At 47.3% G+C, this 8,807-nt stretch carries 9 protein-coding genes; 6 read left to right on the top strand and 3 right to left on the bottom strand.

Features of this window, described 5'->3' with window-relative positions; genetic code table 11:
* Positions 1-1,078: glycoside hydrolase family 2 protein (locus tag ACLUYS_RS08210; RefSeq protein ID WP_412659574.1), on the bottom strand; the 1,078-nt coding region annotated here is incomplete at its 3' end.
* A 290-nt stretch (positions 1,079-1,368) separates the two neighbouring features.
* Here ACLUYS_RS08210 and bsh point away from each other — a divergent pair.
* The 3 genes from bsh (at position 1,369) to ACLUYS_RS08225 (ending at position 4,359) form a co-directional block, all read left to right on the top strand.
* Positions 1,369-2,370 (top strand): choloylglycine hydrolase, encoded by a 1,002-nt coding sequence (gene bsh / locus ACLUYS_RS08215; protein ID WP_230267044.1) that lies wholly within the window; start codon positions 1,369-1,371, stop codon positions 2,368-2,370.
* A 257-nt stretch (positions 2,371-2,627) separates the two neighbouring features.
* Complete coding sequence (locus ACLUYS_RS08220) at positions 2,628-3,383, top strand: metallophosphoesterase (RefSeq protein ID WP_288876779.1); 756 nt, start codon at positions 2,628-2,630, stop codon at positions 3,381-3,383.
* 208 nt (positions 3,384-3,591) lie between these two features.
* The gene (locus ACLUYS_RS08225) at positions 3,592-4,359 is read left to right on the top strand and encodes a prolipoprotein diacylglyceryl transferase (protein WP_230267046.1); all 768 of its coding nucleotides are present in this window, start codon (positions 3,592-3,594) and stop codon (positions 4,357-4,359) included.
* A 218-nt stretch (positions 4,360-4,577) separates the two neighbouring features.
* Here ACLUYS_RS08225 and ACLUYS_RS08230 read toward each other — a convergent pair whose 3' ends face one another.
* Positions 4,578-4,946: a hypothetical protein gene (locus ACLUYS_RS08230; RefSeq protein ID WP_242743606.1), complete on the bottom strand. Its 369-nt coding sequence runs from the start codon at positions 4,944-4,946 to the stop codon at positions 4,578-4,580.
* A 187-nt stretch (positions 4,947-5,133) separates the two neighbouring features.
* Positions 5,134-5,862 (bottom strand): hypothetical protein, encoded by a 729-nt coding sequence (locus ACLUYS_RS08235; RefSeq protein WP_230267048.1) that lies wholly within the window; start codon positions 5,860-5,862, stop codon positions 5,134-5,136.
* 194 nt (positions 5,863-6,056) lie between these two features.
* Between ACLUYS_RS08235 and ACLUYS_RS08240 the strand changes: the two genes are divergently transcribed.
* The 3 genes from ACLUYS_RS08240 (at position 6,057) to ACLUYS_RS08250 (ending at position 8,412) form a co-directional block, all read left to right on the top strand.
* Positions 6,057-6,569, top strand: coding sequence for an HD domain-containing protein (locus ACLUYS_RS08240; RefSeq protein ID WP_230267049.1), 513 nt, complete (start codon positions 6,057-6,059; stop codon positions 6,567-6,569).
* Positions 6,570-6,668: 99 nt separating this feature from the next.
* Positions 6,669-6,818 carry a hypothetical protein gene (locus ACLUYS_RS08245; RefSeq protein ID WP_230267050.1) on the top strand — a complete coding sequence of 50 codons (150 nt, stop codon included), beginning with the start codon at positions 6,669-6,671 and terminating at the stop codon, positions 6,816-6,818.
* Between the two features lie 394 nt (positions 6,819-7,212).
* The gene (locus tag ACLUYS_RS08250) at positions 7,213-8,412 is read left to right on the top strand and encodes an ATP-binding protein (protein WP_230267051.1); all 1,200 of its coding nucleotides are present in this window, start codon (positions 7,213-7,215) and stop codon (positions 8,410-8,412) included.
* Positions 8,413-8,807 lie beyond the last annotated feature (395 nt).

The following is an 8,807-nucleotide window of genomic DNA, read 5'->3' on the forward strand; positions in this document are numbered from 1 at the left end:
GATAATGACTGCCGCGGATAAAGTTGAATCCGCCGTCCTTGACCATTTGAACGTCACGAACCAGAGCCGAATCGCTGACGGCATTGCACCAGCCGGCGTGATCCTGATGGGCGTTTACGCCGTTGAGCCAGACGTGTTCGCCATTCAGGAAAAAGCCCTGATTGGCTGTCCATTCGCACCAGCGAAAGCCCATGCTCGTCTGAACGGAGTCGACCAGCGAGTCTGCACTGTAGACTTGGGTAACGACCGTATAAAGGTAGGGATCGGCCATGCTCCACAGATGAGGCTTGGAAATTCCAGTATACGTGTCATCAAAGATGGCGCTCTGTCCAGCTTCAATCGTTTTGGGGCTGGAAGAAAACTGAGCGACGGCTTGGCCGTTGGCGTCCAGCAGTGTATGGCGTACACGAACCTCGGCAGCCGTTTCGTTCTGGTTTTCTACCTCCGCCTGCATGCGCACATCGGAAGACGATCTGGATACGTTTGGCGTCTGTACAAACGTACCGTACCAGGCGACATGAACCGGGTTTTCATAAATCAGCTTTACATCGCGGTAAATACCGCCGGTGAAATTATGGTCGCCAGCACGCGGAGCAAGCTGCGGATTCCAGGTGTTGTCAACTTTTGCGGCGAGGACGTTCGTTCCTTCGTGCAGATACTCGCTCAAGTCGAATTCAAAGCCGGTATAGCCGCCTTGATGACTGCCGACTTTATCGCCGTTGACGTACAGATCGATGGTGTGGAAGACACCGTCAAAATCGATCTTGATTTTGTTCTGAAGCGATTCGGCACTGACTTCGAATGTCTTTCGATACCAGCCGATGCCAGTGTAAAACTTCTGTTCCATGAAATAGGGAATGCTGAAATCGTGCGGCAGGCTGACGTTATACCAGTTCGCGTCGTTAAAATCGCTCTGGTACGCCTGCGGTTCATCTCTGCGGACAAACTTCCAGCCGCGGTTGAAGTTTTCCTCTTTGCGTACGCTGGTCTGGGCCGGGGGATCAATGGCTTCTTTTGCCTGCAGCAGGGCAGGAGGCGCCATAAGGCTCAGAAACGTAAGGACAGAAAGGAGATACATCCATACCTTCTGAATACTTTTCTCTCTTTCTTCTCCAGGCTGATCGCGAAAATTGCCCGAATATTGTCGGATCGGTCTGTCTGTTTTCAGTATAGACGACCTGAAAGCGATTCCAGACGCTTTGGAAGATTCAACAATACTCAGATTGCAGACATAACAGAGAAAGGGAAGAGGCCGCTGTATTTCGGTCATTGGAGGGATCATCCGAAAAGCGGAACTTTATAATGAAGACTGTAATTAAAGATCGTACAAAGCAAAAAAGATACGTATGATCAGGAGGTACTCGCTTAATGTGTACAGGTCTTTCCTATTCCAATGGAAACAGCCACTACTTCGGACGCAACCTGGATCTGGAAATCGATTATCCAGTCGATGTCGTCATCACACCGCACAACGTCCCCTTTAAATTCCGTCACACCGACGCCATGGAAAGCCATAACGCTATTATCGGTATGGCTATGCCGATTGATAACTACCCTCTGTACTTCGAGGGAATCAACGATAAAGGACTGGGCATGGCCGGTCTGGCTTTCTGGACCAGCTGCCATTATTTCCCAGTCATGGAAGACAAGCTGAACATCGCTTCGTTCGAGCTGATCCCTTATATCCTGGGCAAATGCTCCAGCGTCGATGAAGCCGAAGAAGAATTCAAGAAAATCAACATCTGCAATACCGGTTTCTCGGAAAAATTCCCGCCAAGCCCGCTGCACTGGATCATTTCCGATGCCAAACGGACGATCGTTGTCGAACAGACCAAAGAACGCGGTCTGAAAGTTTACGACAACCCGTATAACGTTCTGACCAACGAACCGGAATTCCCGTTCCACAAGAAAAATCTGCTTTACTACTGCAACGTATCCAACGCCATCCGCGGATTCGATTCCACTCGTTTCTCTCCGAATTTCCCGGATTTCGTTAAACTCGGTGCCGGCATGGGATCGGCTGGACTGCCTGGCGGTCTGGATTCCATTTCCCGTTTTGTCCGCGTTGCCTTTACACGTCTGAATTCGAATATCGAAAAGAATACCGAAGAAGCCAATATCCAGGAATTCTTCCATATCCTTTACAGCGTGTATCAGACCAGTGGCTGCGATCAGGTTAAAAAGGGTGAATACGAAGTTACCCTTTATACCTGCGGCGCAAACCTCGAAACTGGCCGTTTCTATTATACGACCTACTGGAACCAGAACATTACTGCCGTCGATATGCATAACGAAGATCTCGAAGGCGATAAGCTGATCGTTTATCCAGTGGTTCGTGATCTGAACATCCCGGTACAGAACGCTAAATAAGCAGATTCGCAAACTCTACAGAATTGCGTATACCCAATATGCCGAATAAGCCGTCCGTGCGCACATGCACAGGCGGCTTTTTATCTGCCTGCGAAGGACGGTCCATAAACGATTCGAATCGGAGAAATTGGTATACTGATACCATGAATTTTTCGAATGGATTGCGAATTTTTCTGATTTTTATATGTGCACTGGCGATTCTGATTGGAATTCTGTTTTCGAGCGGGGCGTTTCGAAACGACCTGGAAGTGAGTGGGATGACGATCGAACTTTCCGATCTGCCAGAAGCCTGGGACGGCGTGAAAATCGCTCATGTTTCGGATCTGCACGGAAACAATCCCAAAGGCATGATGGAAGCGATTGAGAACGATCATCCCGAACTCATTTTTGCGACGGGGGATGTGTATGATGGTGTCCAGCATGCGGATACGACCAATAAAGTTCTTTCCAGCCTTTCAAAAATCGCCCCGGTCTATATGGTCAGCGGCAATCACGAATATTACAGCGGCCAATGGAAAAAACGGGCCGCCAATCTGGATCAGCTTGGCATAACGCTGCTCGATCACGATGTGATGACTCTGTATAAAGAAGGACAGCCGCTGGAAATCGCGGGCATTCAGGATCCCGATTTTCATTACCGCTGGTCTTTTGATCGGCGTCTTGAACAGTTGAATGAAGACATCGGAAAGCTTCCTGAAAAGAAAGCCTGTCGTCTTCTGTTATTTCATCGTGCAGATCTGTTTGATTATCTGGAGAAGACGCAGGCCGATCTGGTTTTCAGCGGACATATCCATGGCGGACATATCCGACTGTTTGGAAAAGGGTTTCTGCAGCCAAACGATGGAAACGGCTCCCGCTTCTTTCCCAAATACGACAGCGGCTTATTCGAACAGCCCGATGGCATGAAAATGATCGAAAGCCGGGGACTGGGCGATCAGATGATTATCCCGCGTCTGTATAATCGTCCGCAGCTGCTTTTGATTACGCTGAGAAGAGCGCCGGAAAAGAAATAATCGTATCGGAATGGGTTTCAAATACGGTATGGATTTAGACGATTCGACAATCCGGACCCATTCATTGCTCTTCCTGATCCAGGCCCGATACAATAGAGCACGTGTCGGTTTTGACCGTCTTTTCATTTCTTCTCTTCGAGCAGGGAACGGTTCAGAACGGACAAAGATTTGAACTAGCAATACAGAACGAAACAAGAAGGAGGAATTTATGTATCCGATTCTTTTCTCGATTGGCTCTCTTCACGTCTATTCCTATGGACTGATGATTGCGATCGGCATTCTGGTCGCCTATTCACTGGCTGAAAAGAAAGTCAAAGCGAAAGGGTATGATCCCAGGCGGCTGGAATGGCTGGTCTTTACGGTACTGGCTGGCGGTGCGCTCGGCGCCAAAGTCCTTTACTGGATTACCCGTATTCCCGATATGGCTACAGACCCAACGATTTTTACCGATCTGGGTTCCGGCTGGGTCGTTTACGGCGGCATTATCGGCGGTCTTATCAGCGGCTGGTACTACTGCAAGCTGCATGCCATGAATTTCTGGGAATGGTTTGACCTGATCATTCCGGAAGTCGCTTTAGCTCAGGCCTTTGGCCGTATTGGCTGTCTGCTTGCCGGCTGCTGCTATGGCATTGAAATGACAAACGGTTTTGGCATCGTGTTCCCGGAAGGATCCGAAGCACCGGCGGGCGTTCCGCTTTTTCCGTCACAGATTGTCATGTCCGTGTTCGACTTTGGACTTTATCTCTTTCTCGAATGGTTTTCGAAGAAGAAAAAGTTCAACGGAGAAGTCGGTGCAGCCTATCTGATCGCTTACTCCGCCGGACGTCTTGCGATTGAATTCGTCCGCGGCGATATGGTTCGCGGTGTCGTAAACGGTCTTTCCACATCACAGTATATTTCGCTCTTTGTCTTCGCCTTTGCGCTGGCTGTGCTCTTAGCGGGACGCTCCCGGCTTAAAAACAAAGACCAGAAATAGACAGATTTTAAGAAAAGAGAAACAGGCATATGAAAAGCTTCCTGATTGAAGAACCAGACAGATCCGCTGTCTATTCTCAATACAGGAAGCTTTTTTAATGCCAGAAGGGGAGTCAGGTTCTTTGAAAAAGAGGGAATTCCTGGACACCAATCTGCCGGCGAAAGAGAAAGGCTCTGCGTATAAGCAAAATGGAAAGGAACTTCCAACCGCAAATTGAATTACTCAGGCATTTTCATATAGGTACTGGAGAGATCCAGAAGCGTCTGCTTCAGGGAGTGAGATCCTTTGCATCGGGTTTCGATCAGATCCAAAGCCTGTTCAATGTCCTCTTGTACCTCCTGGATCGTCCGACCAGGAAGAAGAGCGCGGTTTTTGTAAACAATGACGACATAGTACCAGTTTTGGGTATCTTCAAAGCATTTCAGCAATTCCTCAAGAAGAACCAGAGCCTCGTCTTCTTCGTGAATCGAGGTCAGAAAGTTCGAGTAGTCCAGCCGCGCCAGATTTTCCCGAAAGCGAGCCTGATCACCTTCCATCGCGTGGAGGTTCGTCAAAAGCTCTGCATACATCGTTTTGTAGGCGATCACTTCTTCATCATCCAGCGTCCTGTTCTTTGAAGAAATCGACGCAAGTCCGGCTTTGATTAAGTTCTGGTAAGAGCTGCAGGTCAGCAGATACCTCGAACCGTAATGCTTAAGTCGAATGGAATAGCTTTCCCGGAACGATTGAACGGCTTTCTGATGAGCAATATTTATAGGAAGGAAAAACAGTATTCTAGAGCGTTTGGACAGGCATCGAATGCCTGGAAGATTCGCCAAGCGCTTTATCCAGTTCACCCTGTTTAAAGGCAAGCAGGCTCGTCGCGTATCGCAATTCGCCGCAGTCGAGATTGGAAATCCGCCAGCCGGGCACAAAAGATTCAGAAGCATCCTGGTAAGACGGAAACAGTTTTGGATCATCAATGCTAAGCGCATTTTTTTCATGTTTCTGAGCCGCTGGAAGATCATTTTGACTGAGCGCAAAACGCATAGCGACGACCTCGTATTCGAAATTCAGACCATCCACTTTATCGGATCGCTGGGAAAGCAGGTATCGGACCTCCTCCAGACTCTTTTCTGTTTGGGCTGCTTCCTGACAAAAGGAGGAAATCACTGCAGAAAGAAGCAGTGAGCTGATTCGGTCTCCGGCAAGCAGATCTGTATCGGTCAGGCTGTACGCATACTGGCAGGCTTCTTTGGCATGATCAATATCGCTGAGTCTGTAAAAAGAGTAGGCAAGGTACCAGCCAGTCTGTATAGCGTGCATCCGCTCCAACAAGCCAAACGTCTCTTTATCTCGATGCTTCAGGTTCTCCCAGCAGTCGTACATCGTCTCAATCGGATGCAGTTCTTTCGGATAATGATAAAGATGTATGGAAAAACCTAAAAGATCTTCCATGGAAAGGGAAGGGTCTGTCAGATCTTCGTCGGACAAATTAAGCCATTGAAATTTTGAAGTGTTCATACGGTGAGCTCCTTATAAATTGTTCAGGGTATTCTGACATTCAGGATATTCGAGCACCTGTCAGTTTAGACGTTGTGAAAAGTACTCAAAATTCAGGGGTAAATGGATGCAGGTATACAAATAAGACTCTGTCGTCGCTCTGCCCATCGAGTGGAAATCTCGTTAGAATGAGGACAAAGGCAGGAAAAATGAGAATGAATTCAAACCAAAAATACAGAACCTTTGATCGATATCCGCTTGTACGGGACGAAGTGTATGCGGCATTTGCCCAAATTTATAATCCGGTTCTTCGCGCATTTGCGCTGAGTCACACATCCATGGTCGATGCCTATATGTCTATTTTGTGCAAAAAGAGAAATCTGGATCCAGAGCCTGGGAAAATTGCGGCCGTGTTGCACGATATTGGAAAATTTCTGGAGAATCAGCCATCCCGTTCCCATGCTCGCTCTGGGGCTGCCGCTGCGCGAAAGCTGCTTGCAGGACTGGACCGGTTTACGCCGGAAGAAATCGAGGAAATCGCATCGGCGATTGAAGTCCACTCCAATAAGCTCAATGTCGACAGTCCTCTGGCTGAAGCTCTGAAAGATGCGGACTGTCTGGCCGGGTGGTCAAGCAATCCTGGCGGAGTCATACCGCCGGAACGCGTAGTAAGACTTCAAAACGTCATGCAGGAACTGTCAATCGATCCAGATCCTCTTGAATACTGATCTCTGTACGGATTACGGAATCCATTTTGGATATTTAGAAAATTCTAATTCGATATTCAGAATCAAAGCGTATAGTTCGAGGCAAAGAGAGGTACGCATATGTTTACACTTTTGTCCTTCATCTGGCTCTGGTACGTCATTCTGGCGTTTCTGTTTCTTTTCTCCTTTATTTTTCATCCGATTCGAACCCTGAAAAAGATCTGCCTGTTCCTGCTGATTGGAACGCTGATCGTCGTCCTGCTTTTCTAATTGGCGAGCGCGTAAACAAGGGAATGAGCAGGACTTTTTTGTTCTGCCATTTTTTTCATTTAACTGAATGTTGAAAATAATTCCAGGATAAAATGAAATTTATTTATTAATAGTCAAACAAAAAGAAAGAGAGTCTCCAAAATTCCTCCGTACAGAAAAGGGAAGAAGCCTTAACGACCGAAGTACCCCAAAAACCATTTACTTTCATCATGCTGAAACCGGCGAACTGTTCCATCTTTGCGTTCGTTGTTTTTATATTTCAATAAAATGAATCTTGTATAAGCTGCTCGCGTTATGATTTTCTGCATTTCTTTTCCCTTAGAAGGGTATGAGAAAGCGGATTCAATGGTATCCTGAACAAAAGGGGATTCACATTCTTCAGGAGGTTGAAAGTATGCCAGATCATCGAACCGAAGCGGTTTTCAAACGGCTGATGGACGCTTCTCAGAGTCGAAAGATCAGTAAACTCTGCGGTCTTCGTTCGGTCGGAAAAAGATATGTAATCCAACAGTACCAGGCTTACTGTAAAGACCATTCCATTTATCCGAATGGATGGATTGAACTCGACTATTCCGGACCCGCCAATACACTGCCAAAAACGGCTTTGGACCTGTATGAATATATAATCCATAAAATCGGTGAGTATCGGCCCTGGAGCCGGACAGCAATTCTGATCAATGAACCAGATGCTGTAGAAGATCTGGAGTATGCGCTGGCTGGACTGCTCCACTGGTCAGATCTCGATCTCTTTGTTCTGACTTCACAGGCTGATGTGCTGCCGGAGAGGGAAGGTTCACCGCTGCGCGATCAGATCGAGACGATTAAACTCTTTCCGCTTTCCTTTAAGGAATACTGCGAGGGAAGAAGGGAAAGTCTGTCCGAGCTGTTTCTGGACTATATGGAACAGGGCGGACTGCCGCTTGCGCTTTCTGTTTCCGCAAAAGAGCGCCAGGATGTTCTCGAAAATCTGTATGACTCCATTCTTCTGCATTCCTTAGTCGAAAATCTGCGCTATGCGGATGTAGAACTCATGCAGCAGCTGACCGTCTATATGGCCAGCCAGTCGGGAGAATACATCTCAGGGCGGGGGACAAGTCACCTGCTGAGAACGAGAGTCAAAAAAGCTTCCGTAAACACAGTGAATGCCTATATGGAAGCCTTACAAAATTCCTATTTGATCAACGTTGTAAAATGCCGCAATCTACTGAACAATCAGATCTTCGAACGGGAAAGAAAATATTACTTTGCGGATACTGGACTGCTGAGCAGTCTGCTCAGCGATGGACAGGTTTCACCGCAGGGCGTTCTGGAAAATATCGTATGGCTCGAATTCCGTCGAAGAGGCTATTCGGTCATGACCGGAAGGAACCGACATTCCATTATCGACTTTGTCACTGAGAAAGATGGAATGAGAACGTGCTGGCAGCTGCTAGCATCGGTTCATGAAACCGAACTCTTTGAAGAAAAGCTGAAAGCTCTCGAAAGCCTGGATGACAACTGCGATCGCGTCATGATGACACTCGATCCGCAGGCAGAACTGCCCGAAGGCATTCGGTTTCAGGAACTGCTGTCGTTTCTGCTGGAAAAGGAATGAATCTATAAACGGGATGGGCCTCCATCTACGAATTACTATGGAAAAGATACTGAAATACCCGTCAGAAGGGGATCCTGACGGGTATTGTCGTATATAAGGAGATGTAACATCACACATCAACAACTTCGTATAATCTATATTATGTTACGTGTCTATATCTGCTTTATGTAAAGCGTTTTTCAACCATTGATTTCTACAAAATGGCGTCTTTTACGTCTTGTAACATAATATGGGAATACACGTTTAGGGTTGTTGCAGCGTTCTTATGACCCATAAGATACTGAACAATCTTTACGTTTTTGCCCTCCCAGTAATGGGTATGGCAGATGAAGTGTACCCCTACAGAGGGTTGCCCCCTGGTACACTGCTGAGCCTTCAGCTGAATGGTGAACCAT

Source organism: Allobaculum sp. (assembly GCF_047010065.1).
In the GTDB taxonomy this organism is placed as follows: domain Bacteria; phylum Bacillota_I; class Bacilli_A; order Erysipelotrichales; family Erysipelotrichaceae; genus Allobaculum; species Allobaculum fili.